This window comes from Flavobacterium pasteuri (genome assembly GCF_048286615.1).
In the GTDB taxonomy this organism is placed as follows: domain Bacteria; phylum Bacteroidota; class Bacteroidia; order Flavobacteriales; family Flavobacteriaceae; genus Flavobacterium.
This window is the reverse complement of the sequence record NZ_JBLVPN010000011.1, coordinates 103,437-129,701: the sequence shown is the minus strand read 5'-3', so window position 1 is coordinate 129,701 and position 26,265 is coordinate 103,437. Positions and strand designations below refer to the sequence as shown.

The 26,265-nt window shown below is 32.4% G+C and carries 24 protein-coding genes and 1 tRNA gene; 11 read left to right on the top strand and 14 right to left on the bottom strand.

The window, feature by feature from the left end; all coding sequences use genetic code 11:
- Positions 1-218 precede the first annotated feature (218 nt).
- Positions 219-893, top strand: a complete 675-nt coding sequence (locus ACNQF6_RS15195; RefSeq protein ID WP_417966807.1) for a TonB-dependent receptor plug domain-containing protein — start codon at positions 219-221, stop codon at positions 891-893.
- 270 nt (positions 894-1,163) lie between these two features.
- Here the strand turns inward: ACNQF6_RS15195 and ACNQF6_RS15190 are convergent, their stop codons facing one another.
- From ACNQF6_RS15190 to ACNQF6_RS15180, 3 genes are all read right to left on the bottom strand, one after another.
- On the bottom strand, positions 1,164-1,793 hold the full coding sequence (locus ACNQF6_RS15190) for an MCP four helix bundle domain-containing protein (protein ID WP_417966805.1): 630 nt from the start codon (positions 1,791-1,793) through the stop codon (positions 1,164-1,166).
- A gap of 145 nt (positions 1,794-1,938) precedes the next feature.
- Positions 1,939-2,499 (bottom strand): DUF6642 family protein, encoded by a 561-nt coding sequence (locus tag ACNQF6_RS15185; protein WP_417966803.1) that lies wholly within the window; start codon positions 2,497-2,499, stop codon positions 1,939-1,941.
- Between the two features lie 370 nt (positions 2,500-2,869).
- Positions 2,870-2,946 (bottom strand) — tRNA-Met (locus ACNQF6_RS15180).
- Between the two features lie 155 nt (positions 2,947-3,101).
- Here ACNQF6_RS15180 and ACNQF6_RS15175 point away from each other — a divergent pair.
- On the top strand, positions 3,102-3,494 hold the full coding sequence (locus ACNQF6_RS15175) for an START-like domain-containing protein (protein ID WP_417966801.1): 393 nt from the start codon (positions 3,102-3,104) through the stop codon (positions 3,492-3,494).
- Positions 3,495-3,548: 54 nt separating this feature from the next.
- Complete coding sequence (locus ACNQF6_RS15170) at positions 3,549-4,388, top strand: aminotransferase class IV (protein ID WP_417966799.1); 840 nt, start codon at positions 3,549-3,551, stop codon at positions 4,386-4,388.
- Here ACNQF6_RS15170 and ACNQF6_RS15165 read toward each other — a convergent pair.
- From ACNQF6_RS15165 to ACNQF6_RS15145, 5 genes are all read right to left on the bottom strand, one after another.
- Positions 4,385-4,945, bottom strand: a complete 561-nt coding sequence (locus ACNQF6_RS15165) for a YqgE/AlgH family protein (RefSeq protein ID WP_417966798.1) — start codon at positions 4,943-4,945, stop codon at positions 4,385-4,387. The genes ACNQF6_RS15170 and ACNQF6_RS15165 overlap by 4 nt on opposite strands.
- A 118-nt stretch (positions 4,946-5,063) precedes the next feature.
- A complete protein-coding gene (locus ACNQF6_RS15160) occupies positions 5,064-5,336 on the bottom strand; it encodes an HU family DNA-binding protein (protein ID WP_073017033.1) in 273 nt (90 codons plus the stop codon).
- Positions 5,337-5,515: 179 nt separating this feature from the next.
- Positions 5,516-6,463: a methionyl-tRNA formyltransferase gene (fmt, locus tag ACNQF6_RS15155; protein WP_417966795.1), complete on the bottom strand. Its 948-nt coding sequence runs from the start codon at positions 6,461-6,463 to the stop codon at positions 5,516-5,518.
- Entirely contained in the window at positions 6,463-8,358 is a 1,896-nt protein-coding gene (locus tag ACNQF6_RS15150; protein ID WP_417966794.1) for a RecQ family ATP-dependent DNA helicase, read from the bottom strand. The genes fmt and ACNQF6_RS15150 overlap by 1 nt, the downstream gene beginning before the upstream one ends.
- 57 nt (positions 8,359-8,415) lie before the next feature.
- A complete protein-coding gene (locus ACNQF6_RS15145; RefSeq protein ID WP_417966793.1) occupies positions 8,416-8,955 on the bottom strand; it encodes an AAA family ATPase in 540 nt (179 codons plus the stop codon).
- 146 nt (positions 8,956-9,101) lie between these two features.
- Between ACNQF6_RS15145 and ACNQF6_RS15140 the strand changes: the two genes are divergently transcribed.
- The 4 genes from ACNQF6_RS15140 to ACNQF6_RS15125 all read left to right on the top strand — a co-directional run bounded on the left by ACNQF6_RS15140 (position 9,102) and on the right by ACNQF6_RS15125 (position 12,594).
- On the top strand, positions 9,102-9,386 hold the full coding sequence (locus tag ACNQF6_RS15140) for a DUF493 family protein (RefSeq protein ID WP_417966791.1): 285 nt from the start codon (positions 9,102-9,104) through the stop codon (positions 9,384-9,386).
- A gap of 89 nt (positions 9,387-9,475) precedes the next feature.
- Entirely contained in the window at positions 9,476-10,201 is a 726-nt protein-coding gene (locus ACNQF6_RS15135) for a DUF4290 domain-containing protein (protein ID WP_417966789.1), read from the top strand.
- Positions 10,202-10,301: 100 nt separating this feature from the next.
- Complete coding sequence (gene murA, locus ACNQF6_RS15130; RefSeq protein WP_417966788.1) at positions 10,302-11,612, top strand: UDP-N-acetylglucosamine 1-carboxyvinyltransferase; 1,311 nt, start codon at positions 10,302-10,304, stop codon at positions 11,610-11,612.
- A gap of 115 nt (positions 11,613-11,727) precedes the next feature.
- Complete coding sequence (locus ACNQF6_RS15125; protein ID WP_417966786.1) at positions 11,728-12,594, top strand: cation diffusion facilitator family transporter; 867 nt, start codon at positions 11,728-11,730, stop codon at positions 12,592-12,594.
- Positions 12,595-12,682: 88 nt separating this feature from the next.
- Here ACNQF6_RS15125 and ACNQF6_RS15120 read toward each other — a convergent pair whose 3' ends face one another.
- The 3 genes from ACNQF6_RS15120 to ACNQF6_RS15110 form a co-directional block, all read right to left on the bottom strand.
- Positions 12,683-15,169: a DUF5686 and carboxypeptidase regulatory-like domain-containing protein gene (locus tag ACNQF6_RS15120; RefSeq protein ID WP_417966784.1), complete on the bottom strand. Its 2,487-nt coding sequence runs from the start codon at positions 15,167-15,169 to the stop codon at positions 12,683-12,685.
- Between the two features lie 91 nt (positions 15,170-15,260).
- Complete coding sequence (gene aroQ / locus ACNQF6_RS15115; RefSeq protein ID WP_417966783.1) at positions 15,261-15,674, bottom strand: type II 3-dehydroquinate dehydratase; 414 nt, start codon at positions 15,672-15,674, stop codon at positions 15,261-15,263.
- A 75-nt stretch (positions 15,675-15,749) separates the two neighbouring features.
- Positions 15,750-16,313 carry a porin family protein gene (locus ACNQF6_RS15110; protein WP_417966781.1) on the bottom strand — a complete coding sequence of 188 codons (564 nt, stop codon included), beginning with the start codon at positions 16,311-16,313 and terminating at the stop codon, positions 15,750-15,752.
- A 440-nt stretch (positions 16,314-16,753) separates the two neighbouring features.
- On the opposite strand from ACNQF6_RS15110, the gene ACNQF6_RS15105 reads away from it, so the two are divergent.
- Entirely contained in the window at positions 16,754-17,650 is an 897-nt protein-coding gene (locus ACNQF6_RS15105) for a site-specific tyrosine recombinase (protein WP_417966779.1), read from the top strand.
- A gap of 189 nt (positions 17,651-17,839) precedes the next feature.
- Positions 17,840-19,366, top strand: coding sequence for a PAS domain-containing sensor histidine kinase (locus tag ACNQF6_RS15100; RefSeq protein WP_417966778.1), 1,527 nt, complete (start codon positions 17,840-17,842; stop codon positions 19,364-19,366).
- Positions 19,367-19,475: 109 nt separating this feature from the next.
- Here the strand turns inward: ACNQF6_RS15100 and rny are convergent, their stop codons facing one another.
- The 3 genes from rny to ACNQF6_RS15080 form a co-directional block, all read right to left on the bottom strand.
- Positions 19,476-21,041 (bottom strand): ribonuclease Y, encoded by a 1,566-nt coding sequence (gene rny / locus ACNQF6_RS15095; protein WP_417966776.1) that lies wholly within the window; start codon positions 21,039-21,041, stop codon positions 19,476-19,478.
- Between the two features lie 206 nt (positions 21,042-21,247).
- Complete coding sequence (locus ACNQF6_RS15085) at positions 21,248-21,541, bottom strand: cell division protein ZapA (protein ID WP_417966775.1); 294 nt, start codon at positions 21,539-21,541, stop codon at positions 21,248-21,250.
- An 8-nt stretch (positions 21,542-21,549) separates the two neighbouring features.
- The gene (locus ACNQF6_RS15080) at positions 21,550-21,840 is read right to left on the bottom strand and encodes a hypothetical protein (RefSeq protein WP_417966773.1); all 291 of its coding nucleotides are present in this window, start codon (positions 21,838-21,840) and stop codon (positions 21,550-21,552) included.
- A 174-nt stretch (positions 21,841-22,014) separates the two neighbouring features.
- Between ACNQF6_RS15080 and ACNQF6_RS15075 the strand changes: the two genes are divergently transcribed.
- Together ACNQF6_RS15075 and ACNQF6_RS15070 are read left to right on the top strand one after the other, a co-directional pair.
- The gene (locus tag ACNQF6_RS15075; protein WP_417966771.1) at positions 22,015-23,712 is read left to right on the top strand and encodes a M23 family metallopeptidase; all 1,698 of its coding nucleotides are present in this window, start codon (positions 22,015-22,017) and stop codon (positions 23,710-23,712) included.
- A 12-nt stretch (positions 23,713-23,724) separates the two neighbouring features.
- A complete protein-coding gene (locus ACNQF6_RS15070; RefSeq protein ID WP_417966769.1) occupies positions 23,725-26,193 on the top strand; it encodes a TonB-dependent receptor in 2,469 nt (822 codons plus the stop codon).
- Positions 26,194-26,265: the final 72 nt, after the last annotated feature.

Genomic DNA, 26,265 nt, shown 5'->3' with positions numbered 1-26,265 from the left:
GTATAATTTATATGAGAACCTACAAAACAAAAAACAGTAGCAAAAACGTCTTTGCTACTGTTTAATATTTTAATTTTATCTAATAATCTGTATCGCTTTTTTAGGACGGGACATTATTAAAGGATTACCCATTCCCTCGAACAATTATTTTTCAATAAAAAAATAATTTTGATATTACTTTTTTAGTACATTTAATAATATTTATAAATTATAGCATTATGAAAATTTCGAGATTATTGGTAGTTGTATTCTTAGTATTTGTTGGTCTTGGTTATGCCCAAAACAAGCTGTCGGGAAAAGTTATGGATTACAAGAATAAACCAGTGGCAAATGCCAGGATATATTTAGATTCTATTTATTCAAATGTCACGACCAATAGTAAAGGGGACTTTGAAGTTTTACTTCCTGAAAAAGTAGCAGTTATTAATGTATACTCCTATAAATTTGGTTTATTGTCTTCTAAATTTAATAATGAAAATGTAATGAATTTCATGTTTTTAGAATCGCAAAAATCGATAAAAGATCGAGCCAAAAATGGCGATGATATTAGTATTGGTTATTCTGAAGTGGATCAAAAGTACAAAGTTAATGCAACTCAAAAATTAGATGCTCAAAACGATAAAAGCTCAATTATTTATAATACTATATATGACCTAATACGAGGACGATTAGCTGGAGTTACTGTCACAAGAAATAATAAAATAACTATTAGAGGTGTGAGCTCAATTAACAATATCTCAGAACCTTTATTTGTGGTTGATGGAGTTATCGTTTCAAGTATTGACTATATTTTCCCTAATAATGTAAAAAGTATAAGTGTATTAAAGGATGCTGCAGCCTCTATTTATGGAGCTCAAGGTGGCAGTGGTGTTATCCTAATTAAGACTAAATAGAGTTTAATCTTAATTTCGTTTATCTATTTTTTTAATTAAGTATTTCTATGATTGATTTTTTGATTGAAATACTATTTTATCTGAATGAAAATTAAGCTTTTAAGCTTTTTGTATTAGAGTATAATACAAACCCCTAAGCAATCTTTGCTCAGGGGTTTGTCTTGTTAAGGTGACTGATATTTAACAACCTTAGGTTATTATTTTGAATACTGTTTGCTTTAGCGGTTATGATGTTATTCTCTTAGCTCATAAATATTTCTTAGCCTATAATTAATTCATACTTTGAGGTTCAGGTATTTTGATGCTTATTTTAGTTTTCTTAGACATCAATAAATATAAGGTTATGCCGCCTAAAATGACTAGCAAAGCAATTTGAAGTTGACCCATAAGATTGTTGTCGTTGTGCAAGGTATTTGAATTTGTCAATTTTGATTTGCCTTCTTTACTCTGAATTTGTGACAGCAGCTCCAATGTTTGTAAAGCTTGATTACTAGTGTTGTTAACTTGATTCCAGTTTTTATTTTTAGTCTCTTTATTAATCGCAGAACAAGAAGCTAGAAATGTAGTAAAAGATATTTTTTCTTTGGGAGTTAAAACTGTTTTTAGATATAATTTATCTATGTTTTTAATTTTTTTTAATGCCTCCGCGATGTGCTCTTTTTTTTGGACTTCATTTAGCTTTGTTGCTACAGCGTTTGCTTTTATGAAATAAAGCTCATTTGCATATTGAAATATATAGCGAGCAACAACTAATCGATCATTGTAGATTGTATTGATATGCTCATTTGTTCTTTTAGAGTTTTGTTGTGTATTCAAATTACTCAATAGGATGATAAACATAACAATCAGTAACACAAAAGAGGCTTTTGTTTTAGTACTGTATTTTTTTAAATCTTTCATCACAATGGAATTTATAAATATTGCAGTATAAGCTATAGTATTGAAATTGTTTTAACTAAAACAAATAATTCTCAAAAGTATAGAATTTAGTGGTAATTTATTTAACTATGCTATTGACTAACTTTCAACAATGGTAACCTCCATTTTAATAATACAATCTAAAATCGAGGAGTTTGCAAAGGGCATAGTGTTTTTGATGTAACTCTTCTACAATTTCCACAACATCGTCCAGCTCTTCAAATAAACTAAAGAAAGCTTTGTCAAGATTACTGCTTGTTAAGGTATTGAATTTTGCCCCATAACCGGAAACAGCTCGTGCTCCTGTAATATCTAAAAAATATTGTGCTTCTTCTTGGCTCAAGTCCAATACTTTTGCATTGGCAAAATGTAAAACTTTCCCTTTCATTTTCCCTTCAAAAAGCTCGGCTATTTCTTCTAAACTGTAGTAATATTCATTGAGGCAAATATTGTTTCCTTCGCCTTGCATCACTAAGTAGATTATTTCATAATTGGTAAAATTATGATCGTCATAAAGCAATGAATGTAAGCTTTCTTCTAGTCCTTCAATCGTATCACATGTTTTATAAATACTTGTAATACCTTGATGAAAGGCTAATTGTTCTAAGTTTTTGACTACTTCTGTAATAGCGTCAGTTTCTATATCAGGAACGGCTTCGAGGCAAAAAATAAAAGTATCTGAATCCATGAAATTTAGTTTATGTAGATGATATAATACAACCATATATTTTTATTTAGACAATAACCCCAATAATTGTCACTCTTTAGGAATAGAAAAACAAGCCACAGTTTTTGGCACTTGCTTCAAAGGTTAGAAATTTTCTCAGATTCAGTTTTTATATTTTCATTTTTGTAAAATTACTTCAGAAAGAAATTTGTTGTTAGTATTTTATAATAAATAGTTATTAACCTTTTGTTGAAGAAAAGTAGGCGTACTGAGGGTATTAGAAACAAATTCTTAACTGTTTTTTTCGTCACTCTTAAGGTTGAGCTCTGAAGAATATTTAAAATTTCAAACATAAAAAAACCCTAACATATTGATGTTAGGGTTTTTGCTTTGGTAGCGAGACCGAGATTTGAACTCGGGACCTCAGGGTTATGAATCCTGCGCTCTAACCGACTGAGCTATCTCGCCATGATTTTGGGTGGACAACCATCCCTGAATGCGGGTGCAAATATAAAAATAAAATTAATGCCTGCAAGCATATTTTTAATAAAAAAAAATATTTTTGAAAATGCTTTTTTTTCGGAGTTATATTCTATATATTTCGAAAAAATTAAATGTAGCTCATGGATCAAAAAGTACGTTACGAAATCGAGTTTCCCATAAATTCTTCGCCTCAATTATTGTATCAATATATATCGACACCGTCAGGTTTATCTGAATGGTTTGCTGATAACGTAAATTCTCGTGGTGAGTTTTTTACTTTTATTTGGAATGATTCACAAGAAAAAGCTAGACTTGCTTCAAAGAAAACAGGTGAAAAAGTAAAATTTAAATGGGTTGATGATAACAGTAAAGATACGGAATACTTTTTTGAGTTACATATTTTAGTGGATGAGCTTACCAAAGATGTTTCTCTAATGGTAGTCGATTTTGCTGATAAAGATGAGGTTGATGAAGCTACACTGTTGTGGGAAAATCAGATATCAGACCTTAAACATCTAATTGGTTCTGTATAGTAAAATAGTATTTTATAACTTATATTTGCCCTGAATAAAATTTAGGGCTTTTTTATGATTAATTTTAATGGGACTATTGCATCTGAGGATGCTAATATATTGACACAAAACCGAGCTTTTTTATATGGTGATGCCGTTTTTGAAACGGTTAAGATAATAAACAATAAAATTCTTTTTCTTGAGGATCATTATTTTAGGTTAATGTCTTCAATGCGTGTCGTTCGAATGGAAATTCCGATGAATTTTACCATGGAGTATCTTGAAGAACAAATACTTTCTTTAGTTGCAAAAAATCAAGTGGTTCACTCTTCTCGTGCTCGAATTACCGTTTATAGAAATGATGGTGGATATTATTTACCACAAAATAATACGGTATCTTTTATTATTCATTCATTAGCCCTTGAAAATACGTTTTATTCAATTGAAAAAAAATACTATGAAGTTGATTTGTATAAAGATTTTTACATTACAAAACAATTGCTTTCATCGATTAAAACGACCAATAAAATCATAAATATTACAGGAAGCATTTTTGCTCATGAAAACGGTCTGGATAATTGTCTGTTGTTGAACGATAGTAAAAATGTTGTTGAAGCATTACAAGGTAATATCTTTATGCTACAAGGCAACAAACTAACTACTCCTCCGGTTTCTGAAGGATGTTTGAATGGCGTCATGAGAAAACAAATTTTAAGTTTAGCTAAAAAAATAAAAAATTTAGAAGTTGTAGAAGAAGTAATCTCACCATTTGACCTTCAAAAAGCAGATGAATTATTTATTACAAATGTCATAAAAGGAATTCAACCGATAACACAATACCGAAAAAAAGAATTCAGTACGAATATATCTGTTGAATTGTTAGAGAAACTTAATGAAATGATTAGTACGACCTAATTTAAGTATGGATTTTCAGGAGCATTGGACCAAATGAGATATTCTCCGCCTAATTCGATAATTTGCTCTTTCCAGAAATGTGTTGCTGATTTTCCAATTATTTTATTTTCATAGCTGTTTGCGGTAATAATCCAGGAGTGGCTTTCCATTTCATTTTCTAATTGGTTTTCATCCCAACCTGTGTAACCTAGAAAGAATCGGATATTATCGTTATTAATTGCGCCTTTATTGATGAGTTCTTTGGTTGACTCAAAATCACCTCCCCAGTATATTCCATTGGAGATTTCGATGCTATTAGGAATCAAATCTGGAATGTTATGAATAAAGTAGAGGTTGTCTTGCTCTACCGGCCCGCCATTATAAATTTTAAATCGCGCGTCTATATCCGGGATTAAATCATGTATGGTGTACTTCAAGGGTTTGTTAATTATAAAACCAACTGATCCTTCTGCATTGTAATCAGCTAATAATATTACCGATCTGTTGAATGATAGATCCCCAATTATGGTAGGTTCTGCTATGAGCAAATAGCCTTTCTTTAGTTTATCTGTAATCATCGGAATGTTTTTTTTATTAAATTTAAGTTTTTTATTATAATAATACAAAATAAAATTGTTGAAACGCATAAAAAAACCTTCCATCTGGAAGGTTTTTATTATATTGGGGGAACTAAAATTAGTTTACCGCACCTTCTAATTCTGCACCTGCTTTAAATTTCACCACATTTTTTGCAGCGATTTGGATAGTTTTTCCTGTTTGAGGATTTCTACCGTCTCTTGCAGCTCTAGCAGAAACCGACCATGATCCGAATCCTACTAAAGATACTCTTCCTCCTTTTTTCAAAGTTCCGCCTACATTACCTAAAAACGACTCTAAAGCCAATTTTGCTGCAGCTTTAGTAATTCCTGCATCAGCAGCGATAGCATCGATTAATTCTGATTTGTTCATAATAATTAGTTATTAATTGTTGGTTAAAAAAATTGTTAATACACAAATTTAGTTGGAAATACGTTCCTTGCAAGTGTTTTGCTTGATTTTAGTTTGTTTTGTTAATAACTTATTTCTTTTGTTAATAATACGAAAGCTGTTTCTTGTTAAAATCAATAAAATGCCCGTTTTTATTGATGTTAATGAGCTTTTGCTTCAGCCGAAAATGTAATTCCATTAAGTAATTCTGCGGTATTCATCTTCTTTTTGCCTGGAAACTGCAAACTTAGCACTTGAATAAATCCATTTTCTACCGCAATCTTCATTTCTTTTTTGGTACAAATCAAACTTCCAATGCTGTAGTTATGATCTTCTAAAACAATTTTAGCTTCGTATATTTTTACATTCCATTCTTCATTTTTGTCCTGAATGGAACACCAAGCTGCTGGATATGGACTCAAACCTCGAATTAGATTGTTGATTTCTACAGCTGGTTTTGTCCAGTCAATTTTGCAATTCTCTTTATTAAGTTTGTAAGCCGTTTTAATATCGGCAGTGTCTTTTTGAATAATTGTGGATACATTGCCTTTTTCAATCATCTCCAAAGTATCAACAACAGTCTTGCTTCCAAGATCCATTAATCGGTCATGCAATTGACCAGCATTTTCGGTTTCATTGATAGGTGTTTCGGCACTTAAAATCATTGCGCCGGTATCAATTTTGTCATCAATAAAAAAAGTAGTCACACCCGTTTTTGTCTCTCCATTTATTATTGCCCAGTTTATTGGCGCTGCTCCGCGATAATTCGGTAGGATTGATGCATGAAGATTGAAAGTACCTAACCCCGGCATTTCCCAAACTACTTTTGGCAACATTCTAAAGGCAACTACGATTTGTAAATTAGCGTTCAACGATTTCAATTCTGATAAGAAAGTTTCGTCTTTAAGATTTACTGGCTGTAATAAAGTAAGATTGTTAGCCAGCGCATATTCTTTTACTGCTGAATATTTTAATTTTTGTCCACGACCCGCAGGTTTGTCAACGGCAGTAATGACACCCACAACTTCGTAGTTGTTTTTGAGTATGGTATCTAATATTCCCACTGCAAATTCGGGCGTTCCCATAAAAACAATTCGTAATTTTTCCATTATGATTTTAAAGTATATTTATTATTTGGTTTAACCAAAATTGTGTTATTTTCTAATAAATTCTGAAGTGCAAAGATAACTTCGTCAGGGTTATTTTTAGTTCTGTTTTGTATGTCTCTCGAATTTAAATCTTCGGACTGTAATAAAGCTATGATTGTTGCAGAAAGTGACGTGTTGTCTTTTTTGTTGTTTTTCTTGGTAATGCAATAGGAACATATTCCACAATCAACATCGGTTTTTTCTCCAAAATAATTCAAAATCAGCTTGTTCTTGCAAACCTTTTTTTCGGTAATATAATTCAGAACCGATTGAAGTTGTTCTTTCTTTAGTTGATTTTGATTTTCTAAATATTTTGAAACCCTACTGATAGTTCTTTCATCTTCCCTAACTTCATTAAAAATTAATGTGGAATCATTATTTTTCGAATGGTACTCAATAATTTCTTTTCCTTTCAGTTTATGTAAGACCGCTTGTATTTCAGCTTCCTTGTGATTTGATTTTTTGGCAATCAATTGCAGGTTGAAAGCGGTTTGCATTTCATAAATCCCGGGATAGGTTCGCAATATTGCTAAAATAATTTCTTCGTCATTCGGATTCAAACTCATATACCGAATCACTTCTTTGGAAGGAATAAGAAATTGTAATGTAATTTTTTCAGAAAACTCTTGAGACAAATTGATAATTCCTTGTCTGTCCAGAAATTGCATTGCATTGTACGTTTTCAATGTGGGGAATTCATACTTCAAACAAAAATGATGCAAATTGAATGTAAACTGCTCGTTGATTCCTTCTCCGTAAGCTATCTGAAAATAATTGCAGAGTTTGACATACATGAGATTCAAGAACTTTTTATCTGGAAGAATATTTATAAATTGGTTTTCAGCCTGAATTATATCCGAAGGGCTTGTTAGTAAAACGGCATAGGCTTTTTCGCCATTTCTTCCAGCACGTCCAGCTTCTTGGTAATAATTCTCTAAATTTTCGGGTAATTGAATGTGTATTACGGTTTTTACATTGGATTTGTCAATTCCCATCCCAAAGGCGTTGGTGGCCACAATAACCTGAACGTCTTCATTCATCCACAATTGCATGTTTTTATCTTTTTCTTTGGACGAAAGTCCGCCGTGATAATACGTTGCTTTAAATCCTAACGCATTCAATTGAGAGGAAATTTCCAGACAGGATTTTCTATTTCGAACATAAATGATTGATGATTCTGGGTTTTTCTTCAGGATTTGTTCTATTCTGAAAAGTTTGTCTTCTACTTCAAAAACCATGTAGGCGATATTTTCTCTTGCAAATGATTTCTCAAAAACGTTTACATCTTGCAATCCAAGTTCAGTGATGATTTCTGCTTTGACTTTTGGAGTTGCAGAAGCCGTTAACGCAAGGAAAGATACTTTTGGAAAATGTTTTTTTAATGCCGAAATCTTCAAATAAGCAGGTCGGAAATCGTGTCCCCATTGTGATATGCAATGCGCTTCATCGATGGTAATTAAGTTTATAGGAAGGCTTTTTATTCGGTCCAAAATCCAATCGGATTGTAAGCGTTCGGGAGATAAATAGAGGAATTTATAATTACCGAATTGACAATTGTCCAGCAAATCAATCATTTCCTCGGATCTGATGCCACCGGTTAATGCAATGGCTTTAATGTTTCGCTTTTGCAAATTAGCAACTTGATCTTTCATTAGCGCTACTAATGGCGAAATTACTAGACAAATTCCCTCGTTCATCATTGCCGGAATCTGGAAACATATAGATTTTCCTCCGCCGGTTGGCATCAATGCAAAAGTGTCATGACCACTTAAAACGGAATCAATAATTTCCATTTGCAGCGACCTGAATTTGTCATGTTTCCAATATTTTTGAAGAATAGCTAACGCTTCTTGCATAGATTACAGATTTCAATTCGTAGAAAAAATCTCAAATTGTAACTTTTTAACTCGAAATTATTTAGAAATTTCATCTAAGATAAAAAGAATTCTGTTATCTAGGTTGTCTTTAGGAACTTCTATGAGTTCGTAGCCGTAACTTTGATACGTTTCTGTAAGGTGATTATAGATAAGTTTAGCTTGTTCGAAGTTTTCATAACGTTCGTGATCACTAATATAAATTTCTTCCCAAGGCGGAAGAATGAAGATTTTTGAGTACATATGTTCGCGACAAGCGATGTCAAAAGACGTAGGATAGCTATCGCCAATATAATGCATGTAAGCCAAAACATCTGGAATTCCCCGGTCAATAAAAACGATTTCATGTGGCTCTTTAGAAGCGTTATGAAACTGTTTTTTTCTTCCTTCAAGTAGTAACTCGCTGAATAATAGTGGTTTTTCGAGGAATAATTGCTCGACTCCCTGTTTTTTTGCTTCCAAAGTTACTTCCCGTGAAATTTCGGGATAACAACAATGTCCTTTGGCTATCAATCCATCGATGATAGTTGTTTTACCTGTTCCTGGACCGCCAATGATAACTATGATTTCTTTCTGCACCTTTAAAAAATAAGGGGCAAATTTACTTAAACTTATTGGGATTTGAAAAAATGATTGCGGTTAAAATAATATTAGGTAAAAAATCATAATTCAAAATTCATAATTTACGTTTGAAACTGTATATTTGCTTTTATTTTTAAATAAAAATGGATAAGAACACTGAAGAATTTTATGATAGATTAAAAGTAGAGCTAGACCTAAGCAATACATGGCCGGCAGAATACTTGTTTAAATTTATTGTGCCAACAGAAGATGACAATATCGAACGTGTTCAACTGGCTTTTGATTGTATGGGAGCGGTTATAAAAACGACAAAATCTAAGACGGGTAAGTTTACTAGTATATCTATTGACGTAACCATGAAAGATTCACAAGAAATAGTAGATAAATACCTAGAAGTATCTACTATTAAGGGAATTATTTCTCTTTAGATATAAAACTAAATTTTGATGCATATACAATCGAATGATTGCAAATCTTCGAAAAAGAGCATGTAAGATTAAAAAATATACATTCGAATATGAATTCAAAATATATTAAAGAAAACTCGAACGATGTGGTTCATCATTTGGAATATAATGCGGAAAGATCGCATTTGATTATTCCAGAATATGGACGCCATTTGCAAAAATTAATTGATCAAGCGACTAAAATTGAAGATGAAGTAGAACGCAACAAAGCGGCAAAATACATTATTCAAGTTATGGGAAGTTTGAATCCACATTTGCGTGATGTTCCTGATTTTCAGCACAAGTTGTGGGATCAGATTTTTATTATGTCTGATTTTAAATTAGTGGCTGATTCTCCATATCCAATTCCATCCCGTGAAGTATTACAATTGAAACCGGATGTATTAAGTTATCCTCAAAATTTTCCAAAATACAGATATTACGGCAACAACATAAAATACATGATTGATGTAGCTAATAAATGGGAAGATGGTGAAATGAAAAGTGCTTTAGTGAAAGTGATCGCTAATCACATGAAAAAATCCTATTTGAGTTGGAACAAAGACACTGTTAAAGATGATGTCATTTTTGAACATTTATACGAATTGTCAGATGGCAAGTTGAATTTGATTCAAAGTACAGAGGAATTATTAAATACCACTGATTTATTACGAACCAATAAACGAGTTTCTAACAAAATCTTACCCGCTGGTCCGCCAAAAATTCAAAGTAATAAAAATACAAAAACGGGAAAATCAAATCCAATTCACAAAAATCAAAATAGAAAACCGTTATAAAATTTAGTTATAAGGTATCAATTATAAGTTATGAATTTAAAAAAATCGTAGTTTATCAATTCATAGTTTATTCATTCATAATTAATAATTGTAAAAAAAAATGGGAATTTTTAAAATAGAAGGCGGCATTAGTCTTAAAGGAGAAATTACGCCACAAGGAGCCAAAAATGAAGCATTACAAATTTTATGTGCTGTTCTTTTAACTCCTGAAAAAGTGATTATTAATAATATTCCTGATATTATTGACATCAATAAACTAATTACGCTTTTAGGTAACTTAGGAGTTAAAATTCAAAAAACTGGATCTGGCTCTTATACTTTTCAAGCCGATGAAGTGAATATAGCGTATTTAGAAACCGAAGCATTTAAGAAAGAAGGCGGTTCTCTTCGTGGCTCTATTATGATTGTTGGACCACTTTTGGCACGATTTGGAAAAGGATATATTCCAAAACCAGGTGGTGATAAAATTGGACGTAGAAGATTAGATACTCACTTTGAAGGATTTATAAATCTTGGAGCAAAATTCCGTTACAATAGAGAAGATCATTTTTATGGTGTAGAAGCGCCTAAAGGATTGAAAGGTTCTGATATGTTACTAGACGAAGCATCCGTAACCGGAACTGCTAATATTGTTATGGCTGCCGTTTTGGCCAGAGGGAAAACAACAGTTTACAATGCTGCTTGTGAACCTTATTTGCAACAACTATGTAAGATGTTAAACTCCATGGGAGCTAAAATTACAGGTGTTGGGTCTAACTTATTGACTATTGAAGGTGTTGAAAGTTTAGGCGGTTGTGAGCATAGAATTCTTCCAGATATGATTGAAATAGGAAGTTGGATTGGTCTTGCTGCAATGACAAAATCAGAAATCACGATAAAAGATGTAAGTTGGGATAACTTAGGAGTAATCCCTAATACTTTCAGAAAACTTGGAATTACCCTGGAGCGTAAAGGAGATGATATTTACATTCCTGCTCATGTAGACGGATATGAAGTAAAAACAGATATTGACGGTTCTATTTTAACAATTGCAGATGCCCCTTGGCCTGGATTTACTCCGGATTTATTGAGTATTGTTCTTGTTGTTGCCACTCAAGCAAGAGGTGATGTATTGATTCATCAAAAAATGTTTGAAAGCAGATTGTTCTTTGTGGATAAATTAATCGATATGGGAGCTAAAATCATGTTGTGTGATCCGCATAGAGCGGTTGTTATGGGACACGATTTTAAATCACAACTCAAAGCCACAACAATGTCTTCACCAGATATTCGTGCGGGAATCTCTTTATTGATTGCAGCGCTTTCAGCAAAAGGAACGAGTACTATTCAGAATATTGAACAAATTGACAGAGGGTACGAGCGCATTGATGAACGATTGAGAGCTATTGGAGCTAATATTGTACGCGCATAAATCAAATAAATAGTTATAAAATATCGTTTAAGTAAACCAAATAGGATTTGAATTTAATCATTCAATACGGTTTACTTAAACGTTTTTAATTTTAATTCATCTTTAGAAAAAAAGCATGTCAACGGAACAAACAGCGATAAAGGCCACTTATTTTAGTATTATTGGAAATACATCTTTGGCCATTATTAAAGGTCTGGCAGGTTTTTTTGGAAATTCGTATGCTTTAATAGCGGATGCAATTGAATCTACAACGGATATTTTTGCTTCATTTTTAGTATTATTTGGAATCAAATATTCGAATAAACCTGCAGATGAAAATCATCCTTATGGACATGGAAGGGCAGAGCCTTTAATCACTTTTTTAGTTGTTGGTTTCTTAATCACTTCTGCCACCATCATCGCTTATGAAAGTATCATCAATATTGGTACGCCACATGAATTGCCAAAACCCTGGACATTAATCGTTCTAGGGGCAATAATTATTTGGAAAGAGTATTCCTTTCGAGTGGTGATGAAAAGGAGTATTCAAACAAATAGTTCCTCACTGAGAGCAGATGCCTGGCACCATCGCAGCGATGCAATAACATCTGTAGCGGCATTTCTTGGAATTTCAATTGCTTTGGTTTTAGGGAATGGATACGAATCAGCCGATGATTGGGCAGCACTTTTTGCTTCGGGATTCATTCTTTATAATAGTTATCAAATATTCAGACCTGCTTTGGGCGAAATAATGGATGAACATTTATATGATGATTTGATTGAGCAAATTAGAATAGTTTCTCTTCAAGTAGATGGAATAATAGATACAGAAAAGTGTTTTATTCGAAAAGCAGGAATGCAATATCATGTAGATTTACATGCAATTGTGGATTCTAATAGTACAGTAAAAGAAGGGCATGACTTAGCACATAAACTGAAAGATACTTTGCGGGAGGAAATTCCGGAATTAGGTCATGTTTTGATTCATGTAGAACCGAATTAATTTCATGATTTAATTCATTTTGAAATTTTTAAGACAAAAAAAAGGCACAAGAAATAATCTTCTTGTGCCTTTTTTTCTTGTGGAAGTTTTACTCTAAAATATCTAAAAATTTAAGTCCAAAAATGACTCCGTCACCTTGGAAACCATTTTGATAAGAACGGACATAATCAATACGTAACATCTTAAATTTCCCAAAGCCTAAATTATCTAAACCAACGGATAATTCTGTATACGGTTTATTGTTTGGAGTAGAAAGTGTATGCCCGCCAAGAATTAAAGTTGATTTTAATTTATTCAATAGTGGAATTTTATTCATAATATAACCTTCATCATTGTATTCTGCATGTGCTTCAAAATAACGATTATTGGTACTGTTGGAGTAATAAGGCAATAAATTAAAGACATTAAGATAACGCGCACTTTGACCTATGTGCGTTCGGTTGCCGTTAAAATGTTTGTAATCCATAAACGCGATATTTTCAGCATTCAAAAATTTTCCAGCTTTTACGTTCAAGCCAAGAGTACCCTTATTTTCTAATTTTAAATCGTACATTAATTGTGCATTTAAATGGTCAAATTCATATTTTTTTTGACTTGCCGCTAAAGCTTTTTCATAATTTAATAATAGAGTAGGATACTTTTCATTTCGAATGTTGAATTTGCCATCAGGACGAGAAGCGTATTTATTCCCAAAATTAATTCTTGCATTCAGAGTCATTTTTACCAAACGATGCTTTTCAAAAGCGGAAGAGGTAAAATCATTTGGGGCCAGTGGATTGTTCGAAGTATACAAATCTTCCTTATTGAAATAGGAGTAATTAGTAGTATTTAATAATGGTTTGCGTTGTTGATATGATATTTTTCCGCCAAGGTTTACCCCATTTGCTACATTCTGGTTGTATCCAATGGCTGCCGATTCTAAATTATACAACTTCATAAAATTGTTCTTAAAAGACAAAGAACTTATGGAGTTGATAATTTTACTAATGGGTTCATTCGGGTTAAACTGTTGGACGGAACTTCCCCCAGTAGCAAATAAGGTCGCGTAATTTTGATTGTTGAATCGATGGATAATTGTTCCCATTACACGTAAACGATCTTCAGCAAAACCATAATTAAGTTTGGTATTGATGGAAGTGTAAATTCCTTTTGTTTCTTGGTTTTTTCTATTGGTGTATCGAAACCCAGTGTCAAAATTATAGCCTTGCACGGTATTGAAACTCAAAGACCCTAGATTGAATAGTCCTTCGTAACTAAAGGTTTTTTTTGTTGTGCTGTTATTGTAAGTGTAACCCGTAAGTAACTTTACTAGTTTAAATTTATTCCCTTTTGCATCAATAGAGTCTAAATGTTTTTTAGAATTTCGAACCTTATAGATACTGTCTTTTCGAATATAATCATTGCTTTCTTCAATTGTTAAAGGAATGGGTCTATTGCTATTCCAAAATATGGAATCTTTTTTATTTGAATTTATTTCGACACTTGTAATCTGATTTGTAAACGTTTTTTTAGCAAACGAATTAACAAATTCGTAATTACTGTAGACATAGGTGTATTTTCCATTGAATTTTATTCCAAAAGCTCCAGCAGTTATATCAAGACTTTGTGTGTTTTTAGCCCAAATTTTGTTGCTTTTGTTGTAACTGAAGTTTTGTTTTAAGGTCATGACATCGACAAATTCCTCCTTCATTCGGTATCCTTTTATATCTAAGTCTACAGCATAGATGGCCCATGAATCTTCAACAATATAAATGTAACCTTCAAAAACAGGTTCGCTATCACGTTTTGCTGTGACTTTTATTTTATTGATCATTTGATTATTGGTATCATAAAAAGTGCTCTCCAGTTTATATTTATAATAATTGAAGGCATTATTGGCAATTGGAGAAATCATATTAACCCCAAAGTCAATTGTATTATCATAGAAGTCATAAAACGAAGATCTAGCAGTATTGTAGCTGTAGCCGTTATCTCTTCCGCTTACTTTTGAGGCAGTTACCACTTCTTTTAAATTATTGGGTTTCTCAAAAGTAATTTTAGAAAAAGTTTCAGACAATGAAATGATTCCGGTTCCTGTAGAATCCAAAGAGCCATTCATGTCGCCAATTTTTTGGCCAAATATTTTTTTTGGGGCATTTTTTAATTTGAAAATTCCTCTGGAATAAAAATCAGCATTGAATCGACCTGATTTTTTAGTATTTTCTTTTTTGCTGGTAATTGCATTTTTTATAATAGCAATTGCAGGATTGATTTTGGTATTGATTACTACTTCATTTAAAGAATAACTTTCTTCGATCATTTTAACATCAAATAAATACGGTAATTTATCCTTCTGAATTGTTATTCTTTGCGTTTTAAAACCTAAAAATTGGAATACAACTATTTGTTTTTCTGTTTTCTTCAAGTTCAGCTCATATTTTCCTACTTCATTTGAGGTAGTTCCATTATAGGTGTCTTCTTGAAAAACGGTTACAAACGGCAGGGAATTCCCTTTTTCATCAGAAACGGTTCCTTTTATTTGTGCATAGTTGGTAAATGATACCAAAGCAATTAGAAGTAGGTAGTATTTTTTCATGAAAGTTTTTTCTTTCACAAAAATATAAGAACTTTAAAAAGAGGCTATTAATTATTTGTTAAACATTTATAAGAATATTTTTTTTTAAGACTTACAAGAAAGATTGGATTGCCAATTCATAACTCTTTAAACCAAAACCTAAAATTACTCCTTTTGCATTTCCAGAAATGTAAGACTGATGTCTGAAACTTTCACGTGAAAATGTATTGGAAATATGGACTTCAAGAACTGGAGTAGTAATGGCTTTAATAGCATCTCCAATGCCAATGGAAGTGTGGGTATAAGCACCAGCATTTAGAATAATACCATCGTAGGTGAAGCCAAATTCCTGAATTTTATCAATTAATTCGCCTTCAATATTACTCTGAAAATAAGAGAATTCTATTGTTGGAAATTTTATTTGTAAAGTGGTAAAATATTCTTCAAAAGTTAAGCTGCCATAGACTTCTGGTTCGCGTTTTCCTAAAAGATTGAGATTTGGTCCGTTGATGATACTAATTTTCATAATTCCAGTTTTGGTAAAAATAAAAAAACCGTTCTAATTTAAAGAACGGTTTTGATAAATTTATTTTTATTATTTCTAGAATTTAAATCCAGCAGAAATTTGCACTACTGAGTTCTTGACATCTGCATCTTTAGATGCTTCAGTAAGACCTAATACATAACGTCCTTGCAGAAAAATGCTTTTTGTAACATTTAATGTTAAACCTCCGGCAACTCCAAACTCAAAAGTCTCAGATTCTTTAAAATCCACATTATTTCTTTCGCTCAATAAAAAAGAGGCTTGGGGACCAAGATCTAAACTAACTGTTTTATTAAAATTGAATTTTGCTAAAACGGGAATAGATAGATAACCCAATTCATTTTTAAATTCTTCTCCAGCATTTTCATAGCTTGCTCCTTGAGTAGAATATAGTAATTCAGGCTGAATAGAAAAACCATCGGTTAACTTAATCTCGGCTACTAAACCTGCGTGATAACTGGTAATAGCTTCCTTTTCATAGTTTTCATTGGTAAGGGTTATGTCGCTTCCGGTTTGATTGGCGTAATTTAAACCAGCTTTAATTCCAAACTTGACTAATTGCGCTTGCATGGTACTTGAAAGTACAAGTAATAAAAGAGTAACTAAAATTGTCTTTTTCATAATATTGATATTTAATTATTGTTCTTAATTTGAGCTTGCAAGATAAAACTCTTAAAGTATAGAAATATTATAATTTTATTTTTTTTACTTATAATATTAACTTCCTTTTAAAATCAGGTTTAAACAGTTTTAAATTTCTTATTGTTTTTCTTTATGTAAAATATTGTAAATAAATTTAAGTCAGTTTTTTAAGTGTCTTTTTAATATTTCAATCAAATTAATTTGATTTTCAAGGTGATTATAGTAGATTTATTAACATATTGTTTTGATTGAGCCAGTAATTCGTTAAAGCGCAACTCTTGATGAAAACAAACAGTTAATGCCTTTCAATGGTTAATTGGTTTCGCCTTGCATTTCTAGTTTTTTATTAAATATATATTTCAAGAACCTCTCAATTTTGGAGATTTTTTTATGCCTAAAAAAAGCTTTTCTTTGTAAACATGAATTGGAGTTCATACATAAAAAGTTATCAGTCTTATTTGAGAATCGAACGGGGTTTGTCAAAAAACACTATCGAAAACTATTCTTTCGACATAGAACGGCTGTGTCTTTTTCTTACAGAAAATGGAATAGTAGTTTCGCCAATACAAATAGAGGAAGAAACACTGCAACAATTTATTTACAGTGTCGCTAAAGAAGTTAATCCGCGTTCACAAGCCAGAATCATTTCAGGTCTTAAAAGTTTTTTTAGTTATTTGATATTTGAAGATTATCGCGTAGACAATCCATTAGAACTTATTGAAACTCCTAAAACGGGCAGGAAGCTTCCGGATACTTTATCTGTAGATGAGATTGATAGTCTTATTTTTGCGATAGACTTAACCTCTAACGAAGGCGAGCGCAATCGTGCCATGATTGAAACACTATATGGATGTGGACTACGGGTTTCAGAATTAATTTCTTTAAAAATTTCTGATTTGTTCTTTGAGGAAGGTTTTATTAAAATAACTGGTAAAGGAAATAAACAGCGCTTTGTGCCAATAAGTGATTTGACGCAGAAATATATTCAAATTTATAGGAATAGTATAAGAACGCATATCACTATTCAAAAAGGTTTTGAAGACACGCTTTTTTTAAATAGAAGAGGGAAGCAACTCACAAGAGCCATGATTTTTACTATTATTAAAAATTTAGCAGTTAAAATAGATTTGAATAAAACCATTAGCCCGCATACTTTGAGACATTCTTTTGCAACACATCTTTTAGAAAACGGAGCTGATTTACGTTCCATACAGTTGATGCTTGGTCATGAATCTATTACAACAACTGAAATATATGTGCATCTAGACCGAACGTTTTTGACGCAAGTCCTTAATTCATTTCATCCCAGAAAATAATTTTTAAGACATAATTCTAAATTTAGCACTTTTCAAGAAAGAAAAGGTTTATAAATTAGATATTAAAGAGAGGTTTTTAGTGATGCCGCTTAACATCTCATTAAATAGTTACGATTTTATTATTAATTTGGCTGTTAAATAAAAAATATAATCTAAATTGTGTTTTAGTAAAATCTTATAAAAAGTAATATGGTTTTTGATTTTCCTCAAAACGGAAATTGGCAAGAGTTAAATAATTTTTACAGTAAATTATTTAATGAAATTCCAGATTTAATTTTTGAATTTGTGATTGCTCCTGACAATACCTATTTATTCCCTTTAGTGAGTAAATCGGTAAACGATTTTTTTGAATTGTCTTCAGCTCATTTTGTAGATAGTGACAAATTACTAATTTATGACAGGATATTTCAAGCCGACCGATTGTCGTTTTTTCAGTCATTGGTAAACGCTAAAAGAAATAGTACAAGATGGGATTTTGAGTTTCGGGTTTTATTACCTGAAAAGGGATTGCGTTGGCTTAAAGTTTCATCAAAATCAGAATTATATCCTGATGGGAATATTGCTTTTTACGGAAGAATCTCAGATGTAACTGATTTGAAAGAACAGGAAATCAAACTTAAAATTTCTGAAGAGCGTTTTAAATTTGCTCTTGAAGCTTCTACAGCAGGTGTCTGGGACTGGGATTTAACGACCAATAAAGTTTTTTATTCCTCGCAATCAATGAAAATTCTCGAGCAGGAGTCTTTGGATATTTTTGATAATCCGGAGCGTTGGGATGAAATTGTGCATCCTGATGATTTAGAAAAATATTACTCTGAAATACATGATCATTTTGATAATAAAACACCATTTTATGAGAATTACCACCGTGTTTTAACTTCAAGCGGAAAATACAAATGGATTTTAGACAGAGGTAAAGTAATTGAGCGTAATGAAGATGGGAAACCATTGCGAGTTATTGGCACGCATACTGATATTTCCTCGCAAAAAGAGAAAGAGTTAGAATTAGTGCGAACGATGGAATTGTATAGTCAGCAAAATAGCAGACTATTGAATTTTTCACATATTGTATCCCATAATTTAAATACACAATCAGGAAATATTAAATCACTATTAGACATTATTGATGCCGATGAAGATTTAGAAAGTAACAAAGAAATGTTGGCTCATTTGCGCACTGTTTCCAATGACTTAAACGAAACAATAGCTAATTTGACTCAATTGGTATTAATTCAAAGTAATTCGAACATTCCGATCAAATCACTAGACTTGAATTTATATTTAAATAAGACTTTAGATTTGATCAAGAATTTAAAAAATTATAATCAAGTAACTATTATTAATGAGATTCCTGAGGGCGTTTTTGTTGATTTTAATCCTGCGTATTTAGAAAGTGTTTTGTTGAATTTTACAACAAATGCCATAAAATATTCAAACCCTAATAAACCAGTAGAGATAAAATATTTTTTTGCTTTGGAAAATGGTAAAAAAACGTTGTCAATTTCTGATAACGGATTGGGTATTGACTTGAAGAAATTTGGAGATTCTCTTTTTGGTATGTACAAAACATTTCACAAGCATGAAGAGGCCAGAGGTTTAGGGTTGCACATTACAAAAAATCAAATAGAATCGATGAAAGGAACTGTTTCAGTCGATAGTAAAGTAGGAGTAGGAACAACTTTTAAAATCGTTTTTAACGATGTTTTGAATGATTAAATAACGGGTTTCGATACACACATCTTTTAAAGTTTTCGCTTATAAAGTATAATGTAAAAAAAAACTTCTCAGTGATGAGAAGTTTTTTTATATGTAAAATTTAAATAAATTATTTAGCGATATTCACAGCTCTTGTTTCACGAATTACTGTTACTTTAACTTGTCCGGGATACGTCATCTCTGTTTGGATTTTTTGAGAGATATCAAAAGATAAGCTAGCCGCGTTTTCATCAGAAACTTTCTCACTTTCCACAATTACACGAAGTTCTCTACCAGCTTGAATGGCATAAGCATTTTTCACTCCACTGAATCCGTAAGCTACTTCTTCAAGATCTTTTAGACGTTGAATATAAGAATCCAGCACTTGTCTTCTCGCTCCTGGTCTTGCACCTGAGATTGCATCACAAACCTGGATTATTGGAGATAATAATGATTTCATTTCTATCTCATCGTGGTGTGCTCCAATAGCGTTGCAAACCTCTTCTTTTTCACCATATTTCTCAGCCCATTGCATTCCTAATAATGCGTGAGGTAAATCACTTTCAGCATCTGGTACTTTACCAATATCGTGTAATAAACCAGCTCTTTTAGCTAGTTTTACGTTTAAGCCAAGTTCAGCTGCCATGATTCCACAAAGCTTAGAAACTTCACGAGAGTGTTGTAATAAATTCTGTCCGTACGATGAACGGTATTTCATACGTCCTACCACTTTAATTAATTCAGGATGTAAACCATGAATTCCTAAATCGATAACGGTTCGTTTACCAACTTCTATAATTTCATCGTCAATTTGTTTAGCAGTTTTTGCAACTACTTCTTCAATACGAGCTGGGTGAATTCTTCCGTCAGTTACTAATTTATGTAAAGCCAAACGAGCAATTTCTCTACGTACAGGATCAAAACAAGAAAGGATAATAGCTTCTGGCGTGTCATCTACAATGATTTCTACTCCAGTCGCAGCTTCCAGCGCACGGATATTTCTACCTTCACGACCAATTATTCTTCCTTTTACGTCATCAGATTCAATGTTAAATACTGAAACACAGTTTTCTACTGCTTCTTCTGTGCCAACTCTTTGAATGGTATTGATAATAATTTTTTTAGCTTCTTGTTGTGCAGTTAATTTTGCCTCTTCAATGGTATCTTGAATATGAGACATTGCTTTGCTTTTTGCTTCTGCTTTCAGTCCTTCTACTAATTGATCTTTAGCTTCTTCAGCAGATAAACCAGAGATAACTTCCAATTGTTGTAATTGACTTTTATGCAATTTGTCAACTTCGGATTGTTTTTTATCTAGGTTTTCAATTTTAGTAGTGAATTCTAAAGTTTTAGATTCGAAATCATCATTTACTTTTTTAGCTTTTGACAATTCATTGGAAACTTGAGATTCTTTGTCGCGAACTCTTTTTTCTATTTCTGCAACTTTTTTATCACGGGATAAAATAACTTGTTCGTGCTCTGATTTTAATTCAATAAACTTTTCTTTTGCTTGAAGAATTTTATCTTTTTTTATGTTTTCAGCTTCCAGATTTGCATCTTTTAATATGGATGCTGCTTCTTTTTTTGCATTTTTAATTAAGTTTGAAATATTGCTTTTTTCTATCAGCTTGGCGATACCAAAACCTCCCGCAATACCTATAATTCCTGAAATAATAATCGTTAATATGTTGTCCATGTTTGTTAAAATTTATATATAAAAAAGCCTACATTAGATTGCTTGTATAAACTCGAAAAGACAAGTTTTGAGCTAACTCGTTGTTCAAGCTTCCAAACTGAATTGGCTTGCTATAGTAACGATGATTTGCTCATTCTAAATTGTTAGTGTTGAGTTTACCAAATGTGAACTAATGTAGGCAGTATCTTAGTTTTTGTAAAGAACGTTTATTTGTCGAGATATTGATCTAAAATCGCATTGATTTTTTTAATTCTTTCGATGGTCGCTTCTCCATCTATGGTTTTATCAATTTGTTTTTGTTCCGTTTGTGAGGCAAATTGTAAAGCACACATGGCTAATACATCTTGCTTGTCACGAACAGCATAATTTTCTTCAAATTGCTTGATCATCGTATCAATTTTTTTAGAAGCGCTTCTAAGGCCTTCTTCCTGAGAGAAATCAACCGTTAACGGGTAGACTCTGTCTGCGATTGATATTTTAATTTTAAGCTTTTCGTCCATATCTTTTATTAATCTGATAGCTGTGCTATACAGTAATCAATTTCGCGAATTAATGAATTTATTTTAAGCTTCGTATCTCTTTTATTATCGTCACTGCCTAGTAATGTATTTGCTACTTTGAGTGTTTCATACTGCGCTTTTAGCGCTTCAATCTCTTGTGACTGAGTTTGTATTATGGATGCAGTTTTTGTTAATTCGTTTTTCAAATCTTGATTATTTTTCTCCAAACCTTTCATTTTTGTAAAAAGTTTTTCAATCTTACTTTCAAGAGTATCAATAATTTCTGCAATTGCACTCATTATATATCTTATTCATTACATAATCATACAAAGTTAGTATTCCTTTTTAATTTTGCAATATTTTATTATTTTTTTTGCATTAAATTAATTAAATATCAGTTGTACAAATGGTTACGAACCATTTTTTTTAGTGCTGTTTTGAATACTTTTTTTATCTTAGCAAAAATGTAACCGATGAGATTTCCTGTATTTTTTTTATTATTATGCACTTCTGTTTTTGCACAAGCGGACTATCCAAAAGATTATTTTAGACCTCCATTAGATATTCCTATGCAATTATCCGGGAATTTTGGTGAGTTAAGACCCAATCATTTTCATGCAGGTTTCGATTTGAGAACGCAACAAAAAGAGGGATTAAAAGTGTATGCTGTAGCCGATGGTTATGTGTCAAGAATAAAAATATCAACTTTTGGTAACGGAAAAACAATTTATATCAACCATCCTAATGGTTTTACATCAGTGTATGGACACTTAAAAATGGCCAACGGTGAAATAGAAAACTACATCAAGAAAACGCATTATAAAGAGGCATCATTTGAAATCGAAATGTTTTTTAAACCTGATGAAATGGTGGTAAAAAAAGGAGAAATTATCGCTTTTTCCGGTAATACAGGAGCTTCAGAAGGGCCACATTTGCATTTTGAATTTCGAGATACTAAAACAGAGTTTATAATCAATCCGATGCTTTTTGGGTACGATAAATTTTTAAAAGATACAAAGAAACCTGTCGTTTCCGGAGTTTATGTGTATCCTTTGGATTCAAAAACTACGGTTAATCACTCGAAACGACCTTTGTTGCTAAATGTTTCTTTGCAAAAAGATGGAACTTACCTTTCTGATAAAGTAGTTGCAAACGGTACAATAGGTTTTGGTATTTCGGCTTATGATACTGATGATGTTTCGTTTAATAATAACGGAGTATATAAAGTGCAGTCTTTTTATAATGGAAAACCAAATTTCGGTTATGAATTTAATACCTATTCATTTGACGATATGCGTTATATTAATGCGCTGATTGATTACTCACGATATAAGAAAATGCAACAGCGGGTTCAGAAATTATTCATGAAAAACCCGTATAATTTAAGCTTTATTCAGGCCGATGAAAATAAAGGAGTTTTGCAAGTAACTCCAAATTTAGCCTCGCTGTATCGCATTGAAGTTTCGGATTTCTTTGGAAATAAAAAAACAATAGCTATTCCTATTCAATATGATTTATTGTCTACCACTATTAGTCCGGAACCAGTGCAATCGAACTATTTTGTAAAAGCCAATAAAGATAGTAATTTTGCTTTAGCAAATATGTCGGTTTTCTTTCCTGCAGGAACTTTTTATGAAGATTTTGATTTGAATTTTTTTGTGAAAAATGATACGTTGTTTTTACACGACGAAACTGTTCCTGCTCATACTAATTTTACGGTTTCCATTGAAGACACAAAATCTACTGAGGCGCAAAGAGAGAAAATGTTCATTGGTAGAATCGAAGGAAAAAAAGTGAATTACAATCCAACCTACAAAAAAGATAATGTATTTAATACCAAGGTTAAAATTTTAGGAAAATATGCTTTGGTTGCGGATACGGTTGCACCAAAAATAACTATAGCTGTTCCTGTTGAAGGAAAATGGATTAGTGACCAAAAAACCATTCAGCTCTCTATTTACGATGAATTATCAGGTATAAAATCATACAATGGTTATTTAAACGGAAAATGGGTGTTATTCGAATACGATAACAAGACTAGAAAATTGACTCATTATTTCAGTGATGGAATTGTTGCTGATGGCGCCAATGATTTAAAAGTTGTGGTGGTTGATAATGTTGGAAATTCAACTATCTTTGAAAGTCGTTTTTTTAGAAGCCAAAAAAAATAAAAACCAAATCATTTGAGTACTAATAAATTATTTTTTGTTCTCTTTTTTTTCTTCGTAAGCCTGTCTTTATTGGCTCAAACGGCTAGAATAAAAGGAGTTATTTTAGACAAAAACAATCAACCGGTAGATAACGTAAATGTTTCTTATTCCAGTGTTGGCACTCAATCCAATAAAAATGGTTTTTACAATTTAAAAGTCCCTGCAAACGAAAAAGTAACACTTGTTTTTACGCATGTTTCGTTGAAAAAAATAACTGTAATTTTTTCTTTGGATACCAATGAACAAAAGGAATTCAATCCAGTAATGAGCGATCAGGAAGAACAAATGGGAGAAGTTATTGTTACATCGAATAACAGAAAGTTGATTCAGGGTGTTGCAACAATTGATCCTGAAATGATTCGGAAAATTCCCGGAGCCAATGCCGGAATCGAAAACATTTTAAAAACCTTACCGGGAGTAAACTCAAATAACGAATTGAGTACGCAATACGCCGTGCGTGGTGGGAATTATGACGAAAATTTGGTTTATGTAAATGAAATAGAAGTTTACCGTCCGTTCTTGATTCGCTCGGGACAACAAGAAGGGTTAAGTTTTACCAATACGGATTTAGTGCAAAATGTTGATTTTTCGGCGGGAGGTTTTCAAGCGAAGTTTGGAGATAAACTATCATCTGTTTTAGATATTACATACAGAAAACCGGTTAAATTTGGCGCAAGCCTTGAAGCAAGTTTCCTTGGCGGAAGCCTTTCTGTCGATGCAGTTTCCAAGAATAAAAAATGGTCTGCAGTAACGGGAGTTCGATACAGAAATAACAGCCTTTTAGTTAAAAGTCAAGAAACTCAAACGAATTTCACGCCATCATTTGCGGATATTCAAACCAATATAAATTATCAAGCTTCGGCTAAATGGCAATGGAGTTTTTTGGGGAATATTTCTCAAAATAAATACCAATATCAGCCATTAACGAGACAAACTAATTTTGGAACCATAGATAATCCTATGGCACTTACTGTTTTTTATGAAGGTCAGGAAAAGGATAAATACGATACGTATTTTGGAGCTTTAAAAACAACATTCAATGTTTCTGATAATTTTACATTGAAATTTATTGGTTCTGTTTTTAATACTTTAGAACAAGAATATTTTGATATTTTCGCACAATACCGTTTAGGCGAAGTGGATTCCAGTATTGGGTCAGAAACTTTTGGAGAAGTTGCTTTTACAAGAGGAATTGGTTCGCAGCTGAGTCATGCCAGAAATGATTTGGATGCACTAATTGTAAATACAGAGATAAAAGGATTTCATGATTGGAAAGAAAACCAATTTGAATGGGGAATAAAATATACCCGAGAATCTATTCGTGACAGAATAATAGAGTGGGAGGTAATTGATTCGGCTGGTTTTTCATTGAATCCACCCATTATTGATTTGCCAAAAAATGATCAGCCGTATTCACCTTACAGCGGACCGCTTGTTCCGTATCAAAATATTCGAGCGACAAATTTTAACTCCATCAATAGATTTTCGGGATATGGTCAATGGAGTTTAAAATCGAATATTGGTTCGAGTGAAGTTTGGTATAATGCCGGAATACGTTTACACAATTGGGAAGTTACAGGTTCTGATTTAGCTGGGAAATCCCAAATTACTTTCAGTCCCAGAGCACAGTTTGCCATAAAACCAGATTGGGAGAAAGATATGGTTTTTAGACTTTCGGGAGGATTATACCATCAGCCGCCTTTTTACAGAGAATTGAGAGATGCGGATGGAATGGTGCAACCTAATACCAAAGCGCAGCAATCGGTGCATGTTGTTTTTGGGAATGATTATAGTTTCAAGATGTGGAATCGTCCTTTCAAGTTAATTTCAGAGTTGTATTACAAATCGCTGACGGATGTAAATACGTACACGATTGACAACGTTCGCATTCGATATGCAGCTAACAATAATGCGACCGCTTATGCGCAAGGACTGGATGTTCGCTTGAACGGGGAATTTGTTCCCGGCACAGAATCGTGGTTTAGTTTTGGCTATTTGAAAACAGAAGAAAACAGCAATGATAATGGATATATTGCCAGACCTACAGACCAGAGATTGAAATTTGGACTTTTATTCCAAGATTACATGCCTAATATTCCAAGTATTAAATTGTACTTGAATTTGGTGTACAATACCGGATTGCCCGGCGGTTCTCCATCGTATGTTGATCCTTATTTATACCAAAACAGATTGAATGATTACCGGCGTGTGGATGTAGGTTTCTCTAAAGTTTTTATAGACAACACCACAGTAAAAATGAATTCGGGTTGGTTTAAAGATTTTAAAGAGTTAGCAATAGGGTTGGAGATTTTTAATCTTTTTGACAATCAAAATGCCATTACCAATACTTGGGTTCGGGATGTATATTCTAAAAATCAATATGCAATTCCCAATTATATGACAACCAGAGTCTTTAATTTGAAATTGACTGCGAGGTTATAACCGTTAAAAGTATTAAAGTTTAACCCAATTTTAATTCGTTAAATCAAGTATCGAATGACGTTACCATTTTTA